The following is a 15,496-nucleotide window of genomic DNA, read 5'->3' on the forward strand; positions in this document are numbered from 1 at the left end:
GCCGGCCGTACCGGGAGCGGAGATAGTTGTTCGACAGCACCGCGATGACGGCCGCAGACTGTCGGATCGCCCGGTCCATGAAGTCGATGAAATTCGTTCCCGGCACGAAATCCCAGGCCTGCAGAACCGTCCGGTAGCCTGCGAGTTCCAGCTCCCACGCGATCCAGGTCGCCCATCGCTCGTCCGCCGGAGAATAGCTGATCAGGAAGTGAGCCGCGTCGGCGGGGCGTCCGAACTGGGCGGTCATGTGGCAAGTCTGCCTGGCACCCGGCCGTCACGTGAACGCCAATCCGTATTGACATCGGTAAGCGGTGCTAAATGGTGGAGCGGCCCGGACCGCGGCCGTCGCGCCGGGCGGGCCCCGCCGCTCGGCCGTCGTCTCACCACGGGCGGCGGGCGCTGGCGACGAGCGATCCGCCCAGCCCTGGGAACAGCCGGGCCAGCAGCCGGGACTGAAGCCACCGGCCCCGCCCGACGTGGACGCCGACGTAGTTCGACCGGATCGACACGTCGACGAAGCCGGCGGCCCGCAGTATCCGGCGCAGCATCTGCGCGGTGAACGGGCGGATGTGCAGGTGCAGGTACCGGTGCATCGGGTCGACCTGGCGCGGCGATCGGCCGAGGAGGAACCGGATCCGGTCCTGGAGCGTGGCCAGGTTCGGCGTGCTCAGGACCAGCGCGCCACCGGGCCGCAGCACCCGGGCGATCTCGGCCAGCAGGGCCCCCGGGTGGTACAGGTGCTCGATCAGTTCGGCCGCGACGACCCCGGCCACCGACCGGTCCGCCAGCGGCAGCGGCCGGGTGACGTCCAACCGCACCGGGCGGTGCCGCCCGGCCGTCAGCTCCGTCAGGGCCGGCCAGGACAGGTCGGCCACCACGGTCGGTCGGCGCAGCCCGGGCAGGCTGTCGAAGATGCTGCGCGCCCCGGCCCCCAGCTCCAGCAGCGCCCCGGCCGGGCCACCGGGCCCGTCGCCGGCGTCGAGGTCGTCGACGGCGTCCAGCAGTGCCGCGCCGATGAGGCGTCGGCGCACCGCGTGGTACGGGTCGTCGACGTACGCGAGGGTCGCCCGGCCGTCGCCGTAGCACCGGCTGTTCGCCTCCCACGCTGCCGCCGCCGCGCCGCCGCCGGTCACGGCCGGCCGGCCGGCACCAACCGGTCGGCGGTGGCCTTCGCCAGCCGGTCGCGCGCGGCCCGAGCCAGCGACGTCGTCTCGGCGCGACTGTGCAGCCGCCGGGTCAGCCGGTGCGCGGGCGTGTCCAGGGCACCGAGGGTGAGGTCCGGCTTCTCCGGATGGTGCAGGCCGAGCACGACGGTGGCGGCCGGCGCCCCACCCACGACGGTCGACGCGTGGAACGCCCCGGCCGCCAACTCGTACGCGGTGCCGGCCGCCCAGTGCTCCGGCGCGCCGGCCGTGGCGTCCACGGTGAGCGCGGTCGGCACCAGCCGGTCACCGGCGGCCGTGGTGCGGGTGTCGAACACCCGGTACGTGCTGCCGGGCACCACCGTCAGGTGCTGGTTGCCCACGTAGCCGTAGAGGACGTGGCTGAGCAGGTCCCAGCTGTGGCAGTGGAACGGCGACACGGACAGCCGCACGGGCGTGCGTCGCTCGCCGAACAGGTGCACGCAGACGCCCCGCCGGCCGTCGCGCAGCACCGGAAGGCAGGTGAAGCCCAGGGGGTGACGCACCGCGGACAGCGTCGACTCGCCGTTGGCGAGGGGATCCAGCCAGGTTGTCCGGACCAACTCGGCGACCCCGTCGGATGACCCGGCACGGATCGCCCGCTCCAGCATCGCGTAGATCATGACAGTTGTCTCCTGAGGATGAAGGGAACGTGCTGCTGAGAATGGGAGAAACGTGATTCACGTCCGGGCGCGCCGAGGCTGCGGTGGCCGGCCGGGTGGCTCAGTCCCGTAGGGGCGCGCCGGCCGGTACCCGTCCCACGTCGTCCAGGTACGGGTCGAGCTCGCCGATGTCGAACCGGCACATGCCGGCAACGTGCCAGAAGTCGGCTGCGACCTCGCCGGCCGACTTGTGCCGCCCGTTCGGGGTGAACGCCGCCCAGGACCGCTCGGACAGGCCCAGCAGCGTGCAGCGGTGGGTGGCCGTGCCATCCGGCGCCAGTTGCCACAGTCGGACGGTGCCGTCGGTGCTGCCGCTGGCCAGCAGGTCACCGCCCGGGCTGAACGCCACCGACCAGATCCGGCGGGTGTGCCCCGTCAGCTCCTGCACCCGCTGGCCGGTCTGCGCATCCCAGATGTCGATGACCTCCTCGTCGCCCGCGGTGGCGAGGAACCGGCCGCCGGGATGGAAGGCCACCGTCCACAGCTTGCGCCGCTCGGGCCTGAGCACCCGCAGCACGGCCTGCTCCTGCGGATCCCACAGCACCGCCGTGCCGTCGACGCTCGCCGAGGCGAGCAGCCGACCGTCCGGCCGGTACGCCAGGCACAGGATGCGTCCGCTGTGCGCCTTCGGCAGCACCCGCACCTCGTCGGCGGCCAGGTCGTGCAGGCGGACCAGCTCGTCGTCCGAGCCGGTGGCCAGCGTCGCGCCGTCGGGGGAGTAGGCCAGGGCCCGGACCCGGCCCCGGAAGCCGCGCAGCCACCCGACGGTACGCCCGGTCGTGCGGATCAGCAGCTGCACCGTGTGGTCGTCGTTGGCGACCGCGATGCGGTCCCCGGCCGGGTCGAACACCATGGCCCAGACCGCGTCGCTGGACACCTCCAACTGCCGGCCCTCCACCCCGGCCGCGGCGTCCCACAGGTACACCCGCCCGTCGTTGCTGGCCGTGGCCAGCAGGTGGGGCTCCGCGCCGAAGGCCACGGAGACCAGGCGGTCCATCCGGTTGGACTCCAGCACCTGCCGGCACTCCCCGGCGATCGGGTCCCACAACCTGACCAGGCCGTCGTTGCTGCTGGTGGCCAGCATCGAGCCATCCCGGTTGAAGGCGACCGCCCGCATCTGCCGGCCGTGACCGCGCAGCACCGCGGCCGACTCCCCGCTGCGGGTGCTCCACACCTTCGTGGTGAAGTCGTTGCTGCTGCTGACCAGCCGATCACCGTCCGGGCGGAAGGTGATCGGCCACACCGACGCGTAGTGGCGGTCCAGCTCGTGGCGTACCTCGCAGGTGGCGTCGTCCCAGATCCTGACCCATCCGTCGCTGTCGCCGGTGGCGAACATCGTGCCGCGCGGGCTGAAGGCGACCCGGTAGACGGCCCCGCTGTGCCGGCCCAGCTCCCGGCCGACCGGCGGGCCGCCCCCCTCCGGCAGGTCCCAGCGCCGCACTGAGCCGGTGACGTCGGCGCTGACGATGTGCCGGCCGGACGGGTGGAAGTCAAAGGTGTAGATCGGGCCGGCGTGGCCCGTCAGGCGGTGCAGCAGCCGACCCGTCCTCGGGTCCCACAGCCGCAGGGCCCCGTCCTCCGCGCCCCCGGCCAGGTAGGTGCCGGTCGGGTCGTGCCGCAGCCAGTACGTCAGCTTGTCCTCCGCCTCGGCGCGCTGGCGCAGCCGGCCGGTACGCAGGTCCCACAGCCGCACGACGCCGCCGTCGTCGCCGGTGGCCAGTGTCGAGCCGTCCGGGTTGAACGTGGCCGTCCACACCGGTGCCCGGTGCCCCGGCAGCTCCCAGCGCAGCTGCCCGGTCCCGACCTCCCAGACCCGGACCACGCCGTCCTTGTCGCCGGTCGCCAGCAGCGTGCCGCTGCTGTCGAACAGCAGCGGCCACACCCACTCGCGGTGTCGGGACAGCACGTGCCGGCACTCGCCGGTCGTCGCGTCCCAGAGGCGTACGAGGCCGTCCTGGGCGCCGGTGGCCAGCAGCGGCTCGGTGGGGCTGAAGTTCACCGAGTACGTCCGCCACTCGTGTCCGGTCAGCGTGCGCAACGGTCGATTGTCCCGGGCGTCGCAGATCAGCACCGAGCCGTCCTCGCAGCCGATCGCCAGCAACGCGCCCTCGGCGTCGTACCCGACCGGGCGCGGCAGCCGGCCCTCCTCGAAGCCGAACAGGACGCCCAGCGCGACGGGCCGGACCGCCGTGGTCAGTGGGCTGCCGGGCAGCACCACCGCGCCGCAGCGCCGCAGCCCGTCGAGCGCCGCCGGTTCGGCGGTCGCCGACACCACCGCCGCACGTCGCCACCGTACGTCGGTCAGCACCGCGTCGGTCAGGTTGGTGGTGAGGATCCGCGCGTCGGTCAGGTCGGCCCCGGTCAGGTCGGCCCCGGACAGGTCGCTGCCCACGATCCGGGCACCGGTCAGGTTCGCCTCGCGCAGGTCGGCCCCGGACAGGTCGCTGTCCTCGATGGCGACGCCGGCCAGCCGCGCCCCGCGCAGGGTGGCGCCGGCGAGGGCCATGTCCGCCAGCCGGGCCCCGGTCAGGTCCGCGTCGGTGAGGTCCGCCGCCGGCCACGACCGTGCGGTCAGGTGCAGCCCACTGAGCAGGGCCGAGCGCAGGTTGAGCCCGGGGGAGGTGCTGAACCGGGCGATGATCCGTCCCGCGTTCATCCGGGCGGCCGGGGTGGCGTCGGGGTCGTTGAGCACCCGGTCCGCCCAGCGCCGGCAGACCGACGGCTCGGCCAGGTCGCACAGGAAGTCGATGGTGAGCTGGGACAGCGGGTGGGCGTGCAACCGGCCGGTGTGCTCGCGGTCGGTGGCAGCGAGGTCGTCGGCCAGGTGCCGGGCCACCAGCCACTCGGTGACGGATTCGTGGATGAAGCTGAAGACGCCGTCGTCGGTGCGGATGAGCAGGCTGCCGGCGCCGATGGCGTGGGTGATCTGCTCGGCGGACAGGTGCCGGCCGGCCAGGTCGGTCAGGGTGCCGGCCAGGTCCTCGATCTCCTCGACCCGCATCAGCGCCTCACCGCGCTCCCACAGCCGTAGCGCCAGCGCGGTGACCGCCGCGAACAGGTCGCCGGCGGCCAGGCCGACCGGCACGCCGCGAATGTCCTGCGTCCGGTCGCCCTCGTAGCCGAGCCAGGCGTCGATGATCTCCGCGTACAGGCGGGCGGGGCTGATCGTGCAGCTCGCCGCCGACACCGCGCGCAGCCGGTCCGTGGGCAGGTCGGCGATGAAGCTGAGCATCCGGGGATTGGTCGCCAGCGGCATCAGCCCGGGGATGCTCGCCAGCAGCTCCAGTCGCCGGTCGACCTCCTCGACCTGCCCGCCGAACCGCTGGATCAGCAGGGCGCGGATCTGCTCGGCGGACAGGTGCGACAGGCTGAGCACGCGCCGCTGCGGCAGGCTGCCGAGCTGCGCCTCCATCGCGGTGGCGACCTGCGAGTGCGCGGCGAAGTGCTGGGTCCGGCTGGCCACAATGATCTTGGCGTGGCCGCGGGCGGCGGCCAGCAGCGTGCCGAGATGGTCCGCCGCCCGGGCGTAGGTCGCCCGGGCCACCAACTCGTCGAAGCCGTCGAAGATCAGCACGATCCGGCCGTGGTCCAGCATGTACCGGAAGGCGGGCAGGTCGATCTTGTCGTGACCGTGGTTCGCCAGGTGCGCCGCCACGTGCCCTTCCAGCGTGTTGGCCTTGTCCGAGGCGCGCAGGTCGATCAGGATCGGCAGCACGTGCGGCAGTTCCGCGGTGATGCGCCGGGTCAGTTCCCGCAGCGCGAAGGTCTTGCCGCGCCCGAAGTCGCCCAGCAGCAGGACGAACCGGCCCTCGTCGCCGTCGACCAGCTCCAGCAGCTCCGCGACGAGGTCATCGCGGGTCTCCTCGCCGTCGGCGTGCGGGCGGGCGGCGGCGTGGGTCTTGTCGACGAACCGCTGCGGAACGTAACCCTGCGCGGGATAGCGGGGGTCGGCCAGCAGCGCCTCGGACTGGGCCCGCAGGTAGCCGGTGAGGTCGAGCAGCCCCTGGAACTGCAGGAAGCTGCGCAGCCGCACCTTGCGTCGGCGGGCGTAGTCGCGCAGTGCTCTCGCCGGCTCGTCGCCCTGGTAGACAAGTTCCGACTCGACGTCGGGGTCGGCGCCGTGCACCTGCTCCAGGAAGGCGTCCACGTCGTGTTCGCCGACCGTACGCACGCAGGCGCCGACGCGTAGCTGCCGTGCCCGCCCGCCGTCGGCATAGGTCACCCGCAGGTACGGGACGGCGCCCTTGATCCGGTGCACCACCGCACCCGGATGCCGGGCCAGGCACACGTCGGCGATCTGGTCCAGCAGCAGGCGCCGGGAGTCGAGCTGCTCCCAGTCCGAACCGGCCGGCCTCCAGCCGTCCCCGGAACGCGCCACGACCCGGTGGGCCGACGACACCGGGAACGTGTTGTCCGCCCCCCGCCAGGTCAGCGTCACCGGCGACGACCACCGGGGCGGGTCGACCATGTCGCCGGCCTCGCCCACCCAGCGGGCCTGTTCCCGATCGAATCGGCGGCTGAGCCGGACCAGGCCGTCCTCGGTCAGTCGCAAGAGCTGGTAGCGGCTGGCCGCGTCCGGGCCCGGGGTGGGGCCGAGCCCGAAGGCCGGCAACCCGCCGGCCAGCCGGCTGCCGGCCGGGGACTTCTCATCGCCGTTGCCGTGCAGCAGCAGGTTCAGCCGGTGGCCCAGGGGCCCGTCGAACAGGTCGGCGTCGGCGAGCCGCTCTTGTTCCGGCCCGGTGCCTCCGTGTGGATCATGGTGCACGACGCCGATGCGCAGCCAGCCCCGCTCCTCGTACGTGGCCAGCGACTCGGCCAGGTGCCGCGCCTGCTCCGCGCCGATCCGACCCGGCCGGGGACCGCTGCCGGGGGCGGCGGGCTCGGCGTCGATCGTGGAGTTGAGCCCGGCCACCACCACCCGGAGGTCGGGCAGCTCGAACAGGCTCCACGGGTGTTCCCTCTGCATCCTGGCCTGTTGGCGGTCCTCCGGCCAGGCGTCGAACAGGGTGGCGAAGTGGCGCCAGTTGTGCCAGTAGGGCTTGACCGGAGCCACGTCGTCGGCCTCGCACTGCGCCAGGTACGCCCGGGCGGCCGCCTCGTTGACGTCCCGCTCGCCCGGCACGATCGCGATCCGGCCGAAGCCGACACCGAGGTGCTCGGCGAGCCCCTCCAGGAACGCCTTCACCAGGTCGAATTCCCGTGGCCGGCCGGTGACCGCCAGGTCGCCGCTGACCACGACCAGGTCGGGCCGGGCGCCCGCGAGGCTGCGCGACAGCAGGTCGAGGTCCGTGCACAGTGCCTGGAGGACCTGCTCGTGGGTGCCCGCCGGCACCGGCGAGCCGAAGGCCTGCCCCGGCGCGAAGCGCAGGTTGGACAGGTGGAGCACGGTGATCGAGGTGTCGGCGGTGAGCTGGTCGAAGGTGACCCCGAGCGCCATCGCCAGCAGGTGCAGTTCCTCGACGTCGATCCCCCGCAGGCCCGCCTCGATCTTGGCGATCGTGCTGCGGGACAGCGAAGGCATGCCGAGTTCCTCGCACTGCTCGGCGAGCCGGCGGGCGGACCAGCCGCGTTCGTCGCGCAGGCGACGGATGCGGGCAGCGATGATCTTCGTCAGTTCAGGCCTGGTCATGGCACCGACACCTCCTCCGAGGGGTCCCTCCACTGTACGGCGTACTGCTCCATGAGGGAGCAGTCACGCGGCTGGTTTCTGCGGGATACCCTCGGATGGGTGACGGCCGGCAACGCTGGAAAGTGGAGGAATACGCGAAGCGAAGCTCGCGGTCACGTTGTGCGACAGTCGCGGCCGTCGTAGCCTTGGACGTGTTGCTCCCCCACAGAACAACCTCCGATTCCCCCGGGAGGGGGCACAGTGAGCGCTCCGGCGACCAACAACAACGATCGGACACCGCGCGGTCGGAGCGCCGCCGGGCGCGGGAAGCCGAGCCCCTACGACGGCAAGCCCCCCAGGAACGAGCTGGAGTTCCGCGACCATCACCTACGCCGTGCGACCGACGACGAGACGACGAACCAGCTGTACATCCGGCTGCGCTGGCACCAGGCGCTGATGTTCGTCGTCTATGCCGGCGCGGCCCTGCTGCCGATCGTCGTGGTCATCTCGATGGCCAAGTGGGCCGGCCTGTCAGCCGAGCAGATAATGCAACTCGCCCTCGTCGCCAGCGGTGGCGCCGGGGCCGGAGCCGCCGCCGGCTGGCTGATCCGGCGGCGCGGCGGCGGGACACCCGCCGACGGCCAGGCGCCCTGACCCGGCGGGACCGCCCGACCCGGCCCCACCGCCGGGCCGCGGCTTTCGAACCGGCGTGGGCTCAGTCCGCCGAGGATCGGCCGCCGCGGGAGGCGAACCGGCTGAGTAGCGGCACGACGACGACACCGCCGGCGGACGCGACGAGCGCCGTGACCACGCACATCGTCACGAACGAGCCCTCGGCCCAGGTGCGGCTGCCCCAGACCCCGACCGCCATCGCGATCGAGGCGACCATGCTGATCCCCGCCAGTACGACGACCGGCCGCGTGCGGCTGACGCTCCGTTGTGCCACACGACGACAATACGCCCGCCAACGCCCGCCAATCCATCGCGCTCAAACGATCCGCTCGGCGCCTGGGCCTGGTTCCAGTTGGCGACCGGGGGTGGCGCGGGTCGCGGCGGCTGACCGGCGTCGCGCAGGGCTGGGACTGTAGGAACGGCTTCGTCCCCGGCGGGACCTGATCCCGCCAGGCCGGATTGCGGGTGACCGTCAGGGGAGGGCGAAGCCGCTTCTCGCCAGGATCATGGCCACGACCAGCGGGAGGACCCCAGCGACGGCTCGCAGCGCCGGCAGGCGGCGGGGCCGTGGCATGTGTCCTGCTCCTCTCCCTGGCCGGTCGGCACCGGGGTCGCTCCACACCGAGCTCTCTCGCGATCGGCCGAATCCCCGGGGCTGCTCGGCCGAATCGGCACCGGCCCGGCCGGGTGGCGGCGGCGGTGTCCGCTGTCCGGCATCCGGCCGGTGGCGGAGGGCGGAGGGCGGCTCGCCGCGATGCGGGCGGTGGCTCACAATGGAGGGCCGGCCACGTGGCCGTGCGGCGGGGGAGGCGTAGTTGAGTCAGGCGAGCGAGCCGAGCCCGGGCCGGCCGGCCACGGCGGAAACCACACCGCCGCGCGCCACGCGGGCCCGGCAGATCCGACTGGTGGGGCTGACGGTAACGCTGGCCGTCCTGGCGGCGGCCCTGATCCCGATCGTGCTCGCGTTCGGCCCACCGACCCGGGACGAGTTGCTGGAGCGGGCCGGCCTCAAGGGTCGCCAGCAACTCCTCATCGGGGTGAAGGACGACCAGCCCGGCGTCTCCCAGCGGTTTCCGAACAACGTCTGGAAGGGCTTCGACGTCGAGATCGCCTACATGATCGCCGGCTATCTCGGATTCGACCGGTCCCAGGTGCGGTTCCTGCCGATCGAGAGCGAGGACCGGGCCCGCCGTCAGGCCCGCGACGGCGACGGGTTCGTCACCGTCGACCTGGTGATCGCCTCGTACAGCATCACCAAGCAACGGGAGGAGGAGGGTGCGGTCTTCTCCGCCCCGTACCTCTACACCGAGCAGTCGGTGATCACGCTGGACAGCGTCGGGGAGCGGGAGCAGGTGAGCAGCCTGGAGGATCTGAGCGGCCGGACCGTCTGCACGCTCACCACCTCGACCTCCGCCCAGCGCCTGCGCGAGGCCGGCGCGGTGCCGATCGGCCGCAACAGGATCAGCGACTGCGTGCAGATGCTCTACGACGGAAAGGCGTACGCGGTCACCACCGACGCGGCGATCCTCGCGGGCTTCGTCACCGGTGACCGGCCGGACGACGACGGTCAGCGCTTCCCGGTCGACCAGCGTGGCGTCAAGCCGCTGCGACACTGGGACATCGGCTCGTCCGCACAGGAGCAGTGGGGCGTCAACACCGGTCCCAACGAGGCGCTGCGCGACCTGGTCGACCTCGCGCTCTACGACTCGGCCAAGGACGAGGAGAACTCGACCTGGGAGAACGCGTACGACGCCAACCTCCGTTGGCAGCAGCGGTACAACCTCCCGCAGTCGGTCGCGGAACAGCGGCAACCCGAGCCGAGGAAGGTGGAGGTACGGCAGTGGCCTTGGGAGAGGATCGCGCTACCGGCCCCGGCGCACCCCGGATCACCACCGGCCCGGCCAAGGCCGGCCGGCCGCGCCGGATGGCGGGGGCACGGCAGGCGCAGCAGTGGCTGCTGACCCTCCTGCCCGCGTTCCCCGTCCTGCTCCTGGTGCTGCGGCTGTGGCAGCTCAGCCGGCAGGACATGTCCACCATGCTGCTGCTGGTGCAGTACGTCAGCCCACTCGGCCTGCTCAGCGCCCTCCTGATCGCCCTGGTCTGGGCGTTCCCCCTGGGGGTGCTCACGTTCGGCGTGCTCGGCCGGCTGCTGCGGCTCAGCGCCCCTGAGCGCTTCGACCCGGAACGGTCGCTGTTGGCCTCCTGGACGGCGCGCACTCCGGGCTGGGTGCTCAGCGCCGCGGTCGCGCTGGGGGCGCTCACCTGGCAGCTCCGCTTCCTGCCGACGCTGCTGATGCTCGGGCTGTGGCTGCTCGCGCTGCGCACCCGCTACCTGCACCCGGACCAGCCGACCCGGATCCTGGTGGTCGCTGTGGCGCTGCCGCTGGCGGCGGCGGTGCTGGCGTACAGCGTGCTGTACGCGGCGATCGTGGCGGCGGTCTGGGAAGGCGAGCTGACCACGGCCGCGCTGCTGGCGGTGCCGCCCGCCGCCGCCGTGCTGCTCACCGGCCCGATCCCCGGCTGGAGCGCCCCGGTGCTGACCCACGGCCTGGCGTACACGGTCGCCGCCGTGCTCCCGCTGGTGATGGGGGCGGTCTTCCTCCGGGTGCCGGTGCTGCCCACCGCCGCGGTCGAGTTGGCCCCACAGGGCGCGGTCGACGCCAGCCCGGGCGGCGGGGCCGCGCCGGCGCCGGCCGTCCGGGCGGACCCGGTGGTCGTCCTCGGCGCGCTCATCACGGTCACCGACACGTCGACGATCGTGCTGGACCGGGCCGCCGGGGTGCGTTTCCTGCCGAACGGCCGGGTCCGGTCCCAGGTCCTCTGCCCGGAGGCGGCGCGGGTGCCGTACAGCGTGGTGACGGTGCACGGCTGGCCGGTGGAGGAGACCGTCTTGGACTGGATGATGCCCCGGCGGCCGGTCGCCGACCCGGACGTACGCTGCGACGGCCGGCTCCCCGCCGCCCGGTGACTCCGGCACGCCGCCGCCCGGCCCACTGCCAGGGCGGACGTCGTGCCCCACCGGGCGCAGCCGTCGACTTGCCTGGGCGCTGTCATCGCCTGGGCGAACGCTTGCTGTGCGCCTTCGCCACCGGCCCGCCCCGGCGCCCGCGCAGCCGTCGCCGGCCGCACGGGGCGAGCCCGCGCGGCCGGCGACCGGTGGATCATCCGGCGGTGCAGGACCTGATCTGCGGTCGGGCACCGGAGTTGCCGTTCATCATCGTGGTGAAGCCGAACGTGTTGCCGCTGCCGTTGGAGCGCATCGTCAGCAGGCTGTTGCCGCCGTCCCAGCTGGCGCTGCCGTTCCAGGTGGTCGAGACGGTCTGCGGCCGGGTGATGGCCACGACCACGGTCCAGGTGCTGGCGCCGCTGACCGTCACCGACGTGTTGTACCTGTCGCCCCAGACCGTGCCGGGCGTCACCGAGGTGGTGCAGCCGCCGCCGGGCGGGGTGGTCGGGGCGGTGCCGTTGTTCAGCGCGGTGAGCACGGCGTTGTAGGCGGGCTTCTTGTTGCCGCCGCTGTCGAACAGCAGCGGGCTCTCACCCGAGCGCCACGAGTCGGAGTCGCGGATCCCCCAGACGGTGATGCCCTTGCAGCGCGAGACCGCGAGGCAGTCGTTGACGACGTTGCGGTACGCGTCGGACGGCGCGTTGCGGATGTCCAGCTCGGTGATGTGCACGTCGACGCCGAGGGCGGCGAAGCTGGACAGCGTGGTGCGGTAGTTGCTCGGGTAGTTCGAGCCGCCGGTGAAGTGGGACTGCAGGCCGACGCAGTCGATCGGGACGCCCCGGTTCTTGAAGTCCTGGACCATCCGGTAGACGGCCTGGGTCTTGGCGTCGTTCCAGTTGTCGATGTTGTAGTCGTTGTAGCACAGCTGCGCGTTCGGGTCCGCCTGGTCCGCGGCGCGGAAGGCGGCCTCGATCCAGTCGTTGCCGGTGCGCTGCAGGTTGGAGTCGCGGCGGGCGCCGCTGCCGCCGTCCGCGTACGCCTCGTTCACCACGTCCCACCAGGCGACCTTGCCGCGGAAGTGCGTGGCGACCTGGGTCACGTGGTTGAGCATCGCGTTGCGCAGCGCGCTGCCGGACATGGCCTGCATCCAGCCCGGCTGCTGGGAGTGCCAGGCCAACGTGTGCCCGCGCACCCGCATGCCCCGGCTGAGGGCGTGTTGGACGATCCGGTCCGCGTTGCCGTACGTGAACTGTCCCTGCTGCGGCTCGGTCGCGTCGATCTTCATTTCGTTCTCAGGCGTGACCTGGTTGAACTCGCGGTTCAGGATGGTCGTGTACGCCGAGTCGTTCAGCTTGTTCGCCGCGACCGCGGTGCCGAAGTACCGGCCGCCACGCTCGGCGGCGGACGCGCCGAGCGTGCTCGCGGCGGCGGCGGTGCCGGGCAGGACCGCGGCGCCCACCATGGCCAGCAGGCCGACGGTCGAGGTGACGAGCACGACGCGCAGTCTTCTCGGCCGCCCGGCGGTGCCGGCGGGTTCGTCGCTCATCTGATGCCCTTCTGCCAGGTCTGGGCGCTCCTACTTTGGGGCGGCGCAATCCAGACGTATGGGTGCGGGTGGGGAGGATCGAGCGATACCGGAAGGAGGTGATCACATCGACCTTAAGAGATCGAAGTATTTCAGTGGCGTTTCGGACTCGTCAACAACTTTCGGAAAAGTATCGGACCGGCGGGCGGGGGAATGGAGGCGGAGTGCACGCCGAACAGCGCCAGCCCGGTTTGAAACTTTCGGCACCCAACCGATGGCGCGGCTGCGCCAACGGATCGTCGACGAGGGTGTGGCGGTGTGGGTCCCCGGCGAGGCCGCCGCATCGCTGGCCTGTCGAATTTGTCGACGACCGGATATATTGACGCCACTCGCTGAGCGGTTTGGAGGTGTTTGCCGTGAGGGTCCGGTCGATGGTGGCGGCAGCGGTCGTGGCGGGTCTCGCGGCGGCCGGCGCCGGCGCCGCAGCTCTCGCCGATCCGGCGTCGCCCGCCGGCCCCCGCCCGGCGGCCGGTGCCGCCCTGGCCGTCGGTGACTTCGACTTCAACCGCCCCCAGGTTGCCGCCAGTAACCTGACGGTGCCCTGGGGGATGGACTTCCTGCCCGACGGCAGCGCCCTGGTGACGCTGCGCAACTCCGCCCAGGTGCTCCGGGTGCGGCCCGGGCAGACCCCCGAGCCGGTGGCCCAGATCTCCGGCGTGACCCCGGTCGGCGAGGGCGGTCTGCTCGGCCTCGCCATCTCCCCGACCTACGCCCAGGACGGCTACGTCTACGTCTACCTCACCACCGCCACGGACAACCGGATCGTCCGGTTCCGGCTCACCGCCCCGCAGACCCAGACGCCGGTCCTCACCGGCCTGGCCCGGGCCAGCACCCACGACGGCGGACGCATCGCCTTCGGACCGGACGGCCTGCTCTACGCCGGCGTCGGCGACGCGGGGCAGACCGCCAACGCGCAGAACCTGCAGAGCCGCAACGGCAAGATCCTGCGGATGCGGCCGGACGGGTCGGTCCCGGCGGACAACCCGTTCCCCGGGTCACTCGTCTACAGCCTCGGCCACCGCAACGTGCAGGGCCTGGCCTGGGACGCCCAGGGCAGGCTGTACGCCACCGAGTTCGGGCAGAACACCTGGGACGAGGTCAACCTCATCGTCGCCGGCGGCAACTACGGCTGGCCGACGGTGGAGGGCCGGGGCAACGACCCCCGGTTCCGCGACCCGCTGCTGGTCTGGTCGCCCGCCGAGGCGTCCCCGAGCGGCGCGGCGATCGCCGGCAACCGGCTCTTCGTCGCCGCACTGCGCGGGGCCCGGCTGTGGAATGTGCCGCTCGACGGCGCCGGCGGCGTGGGCACCCCGATCGCGGAGTTGGTCGGCGCGTACGGCCGGCTGCGTACGGTCGAGTACGGCCCGGACGGCTGGCTCTGGGTCACCACCAGCAACCGCGACGGGCGCGGCACGCCGGCGGCGACCGACGACCGAATCCTGCGCTTCCCGCCCCGCGACACCACGCCCCCGCCGACCACGGGCCAGCCGACCACCACGCCCCCGCCGACCACGGGCCAGCCAACCACCACGCCCCCGCCGACCACCGCTCCGCCGGCCGGGTGCCTGGTCACCTGGACGTCCAATGAGTGGACCGGCGGGTTCACGGCGGACGTACGGGTGACCAACCGTGGCCCGGCGCTGAACGGGTGGGCGCTGACCTGGACGTTCGGCGCCGACCAGCGGATCACAAACGCCTGGAACGCGCAGGTTACCCAGTCCGGGGCCGCCGTCACCGCCCGCAACGTTGCCTGGAACGCCAGCCTGCCGCAGGGCGGCACGGTGAGTTTCGGCTTCCAGGCCAGCTTCGGCGCGACCAACCCGCGCCCCGACGGCTTCGCGCTCAACGGTGCCGCCTGTCAGGTCAGTAACCAGAAGCGGATGAAACTCCGCTGATGCCGCCGAGTCGCGTCCTGTAGTCCAGATTCCTGCCGTGCTGTCCGGCCGCGTTCGCGCTGTTCCACGCCAGGTGTGCGTGGCGGTCCGCAGTTACGAACGGGTGGTCGAGGTCGAAGTCCAGGATTCGCGCCGTGCGCTGATGACGGGTGTCGAGCGCGCACAGGGTCTGGTGGCCGCTGCCCGTGGCCAGGCCCAGGAGGTGGCTCTGCGGGCTGCGGGTGCCGGCTTCGCCGCGTTCCTTGTCCGCGGGCGGCGCTCGGCGAGGCCGCGCTGGCGATCACGCGCACGAAGGACACCTACCTGGCCGCCCGGTACAAGCGTGTGGCTACCCGGCACGGCAAGAAACGAGCGATCGTCGCGGTCCAGCACTCGATCCTGATCGCGGTCTGGCACATGCTCACCCACGATGCCGCCTGCCACGAACTAGGCGCTGGCTACTTCACCGAACGGGCCGGCAAGACTCGACAGACCCGCCGCCTCGTCGCCCAACTCAACAACCTCGGTTAGACCGTCCGGCTGGACCCTCTGGCGGCAGCCTGAGCGAGTCATCGTGAATATTTTCGAGTCAGATGGATCGGTGAGCAGCCGCTCCGCCCTCGGCTACCGCAGCCCCGCGAGTACGAACGAACCCTCGAACTCTCTACGCTGCCACTGATCACGGCATAACCCCGGTGTCCACACCCCGGGGGAAGCCCAGTGCCGGTCGCATACTGATCGTGGCCTCGCTGGTGTTTGCACGTTGTCGGAAACCTCATGCAAACCCAGCGAGGTCCACACCGCACGACGAGCCTCAACCCAGACGGTTACCGACAAGACTTACGGCAACCTGCTTGTAACTCGATGGCATCGGGTCAAGGAGGGGGACCTCTGCCGCGGAAGCCGGAGTGCCCGGCCGCCCCGACCATGGTCAGCGGGTGTAGCGACTGAAGCAGCGGGCACAGCC

General features: G+C 72.3%; 11 protein-coding genes. 5 read left to right on the forward strand and 6 right to left on the reverse strand.

The window, feature by feature from the left end; all coding sequences use genetic code 11:
- The 4 genes from MCAG_RS28880 to MCAG_RS28895 form a co-directional block, all read right to left on the reverse strand.
- Nucleotides 1–247 (reverse strand): toll/interleukin-1 receptor domain-containing protein (locus tag MCAG_RS28880; protein ID WP_007076474.1); only part of this gene is annotated, 247 nt, incomplete at its 3' end.
- Between the two features lie 133 nt (nucleotides 248–380).
- Entirely contained in the window at nucleotides 381–1,133 is a 753-nt protein-coding gene (locus MCAG_RS28885; RefSeq protein WP_007076475.1) for a methyltransferase domain-containing protein, read from the reverse strand.
- Nucleotides 1,130–1,804 (reverse strand): hypothetical protein, encoded by a 675-nt coding sequence (locus tag MCAG_RS28890; protein ID WP_007076476.1) that lies wholly within the window; start codon nucleotides 1,802–1,804, stop codon nucleotides 1,130–1,132. The genes MCAG_RS28885 and MCAG_RS28890 overlap by 4 nt, the downstream gene beginning before the upstream one ends.
- Before the next feature lie 100 nt (nucleotides 1,805–1,904).
- Nucleotides 1,905–7,472 carry a pentapeptide repeat-containing protein gene (locus MCAG_RS28895; protein ID WP_050778119.1) on the reverse strand — a complete coding sequence of 1,856 codons (5,568 nt, stop codon included), beginning with the start codon at nucleotides 7,470–7,472 and terminating at the stop codon, nucleotides 1,905–1,907.
- A 240-nt stretch (nucleotides 7,473–7,712) separates the two neighbouring features.
- Between MCAG_RS28895 and MCAG_RS28900 the strand changes: the two genes are divergently transcribed.
- Nucleotides 7,713–8,105 carry a hypothetical protein gene (locus tag MCAG_RS28900; RefSeq protein WP_007076478.1) on the forward strand — a complete coding sequence of 131 codons (393 nt, stop codon included), beginning with the start codon at nucleotides 7,713–7,715 and terminating at the stop codon, nucleotides 8,103–8,105.
- Nucleotides 8,106–8,166: 61 nt separating this feature from the next.
- Here MCAG_RS28900 and MCAG_RS28905 read toward each other — a convergent pair whose 3' ends face one another.
- Nucleotides 8,167–8,397 carry a hypothetical protein gene (locus MCAG_RS28905; RefSeq protein ID WP_036375712.1) on the reverse strand — a complete coding sequence of 77 codons (231 nt, stop codon included), beginning with the start codon at nucleotides 8,395–8,397 and terminating at the stop codon, nucleotides 8,167–8,169.
- A gap of 541 nt (nucleotides 8,398–8,938) precedes the next feature.
- On the opposite strand from MCAG_RS28905, the gene MCAG_RS28910 reads away from it, so the two are divergent.
- Together MCAG_RS28910 and MCAG_RS28915 are read left to right on the forward strand one after the other, a co-directional pair.
- Nucleotides 8,939–10,084, forward strand: a complete 1,146-nt coding sequence (locus MCAG_RS28910) for a transporter substrate-binding domain-containing protein (RefSeq protein WP_007076480.1) — start codon at nucleotides 8,939–8,941, stop codon at nucleotides 10,082–10,084.
- Entirely contained in the window at nucleotides 10,048–11,091 is a 1,044-nt protein-coding gene (locus tag MCAG_RS28915; protein WP_007076481.1) for a hypothetical protein, read from the forward strand. Before MCAG_RS28910 ends, MCAG_RS28915 begins: the two co-directional genes overlap by 37 nt.
- A 193-nt stretch (nucleotides 11,092–11,284) precedes the next feature.
- Here the strand turns inward: MCAG_RS28915 and MCAG_RS28920 are convergent, their stop codons facing one another.
- Nucleotides 11,285–12,616 (reverse strand): endo-1,4-beta-xylanase, encoded by a 1,332-nt coding sequence (locus tag MCAG_RS28920; protein ID WP_007076482.1) that lies wholly within the window; start codon nucleotides 12,614–12,616, stop codon nucleotides 11,285–11,287.
- Between the two features lie 395 nt (nucleotides 12,617–13,011).
- On the opposite strand from MCAG_RS28920, the gene MCAG_RS28925 reads away from it, so the two are divergent.
- Together MCAG_RS28925 and MCAG_RS28930 are read left to right on the forward strand one after the other, a co-directional pair.
- Nucleotides 13,012–14,550: a PQQ-dependent sugar dehydrogenase gene (locus tag MCAG_RS28925; RefSeq protein ID WP_232290320.1), complete on the forward strand. Its 1,539-nt coding sequence runs from the start codon at nucleotides 13,012–13,014 to the stop codon at nucleotides 14,548–14,550.
- A gap of 324 nt (nucleotides 14,551–14,874) precedes the next feature.
- The gene (locus MCAG_RS28930; RefSeq protein WP_036375715.1) at nucleotides 14,875–15,060 is read left to right on the forward strand and encodes a hypothetical protein; all 186 of its coding nucleotides are present in this window, start codon (nucleotides 14,875–14,877) and stop codon (nucleotides 15,058–15,060) included.
- The last annotated feature ends 436 nt before the right edge of the window (nucleotides 15,061–15,496 follow it).

This window comes from Micromonospora sp. ATCC 39149 (assembly GCF_000158815.1).
Lineage (GTDB): Bacteria > Actinomycetota > Actinomycetes > Mycobacteriales > Micromonosporaceae > Micromonospora.

Excerpts from the sequence above, each read along its gene's own strand:
- MCAG_RS28920 (WP_007076482.1), bottom strand. The coding sequence starts at position 12,616 with ATGAGCGACGAACCCGCCGGCACCGCCGGGCGGCCGAGAAGACTGCGC.
- MCAG_RS28895 (WP_050778119.1), bottom strand. The coding sequence starts at position 7,472 with ATGACCAGGCCTGAACTGACGAAGATCATCGCTGCCCGCATCCGTCGC.
- MCAG_RS28890 (WP_007076476.1), bottom strand. The coding sequence starts at position 1,804 with ATGATCTACGCGATGCTGGAGCGGGCGATCCGTGCCGGGTCATCCGAC.
- MCAG_RS28915 (WP_007076481.1), top strand. The coding sequence starts at position 10,048 with ATGGCGGGGGCACGGCAGGCGCAGCAGTGGCTGCTGACCCTCCTGCCC.